At 51.6% G+C, this 343-nt stretch carries 1 protein-coding gene; it reads left to right on the top strand.

What is annotated here, in order from left to right; translation table 11 throughout:
• Positions 1-150: 150 nt before the first annotated feature.
• Positions 151-343: HAD family hydrolase (locus KMS84_RS44220; protein ID WP_256921484.1), on the top strand; the 193-nt coding region annotated here is incomplete at its 3' end.

The raw sequence follows: 343 nt of genomic DNA, 5'->3' as shown, positions 1-343 counted from the left end.
ATTCGAGAGGATGATGAGATTCCCGATGGGGATCGCGCCGCACCCGGCCCTGCGGATGTCGAGCGAATGCCAACTGCTAGGTAACAATTTACTCGCATGCTCCTAACAATATACCCACAGCGCCAACTCTAATGAATCTGGAGGATTCCCATGCGACCTCAAACATCTTTTATATTCGACCTTGATGGCACGCTGACCGACAGCGTGTACCAGAACGTAGCCGCATGGAAAGAGGCACTCGATTCCGAGAATATCCCGCTGGCCATGTGGCGTATTCATCGGAAGATTGGTATGAGCGGAGGGCTGATGTTAAAAACCTTGTCCCGTGAAACGGGTGTAGAAA

Origin of the sequence: Streptomyces hilarionis (assembly GCF_024539675.1) — a bacterium.
Classification (GTDB): Bacteria; Actinomycetota; Actinomycetes; order Streptomycetales; family Streptomycetaceae; genus Streptomyces; species Streptomyces hilarionis.
Note: the sequence above shows the minus strand (reverse complement) of the source record. Positions and strands in the feature narration are given on the sequence as shown.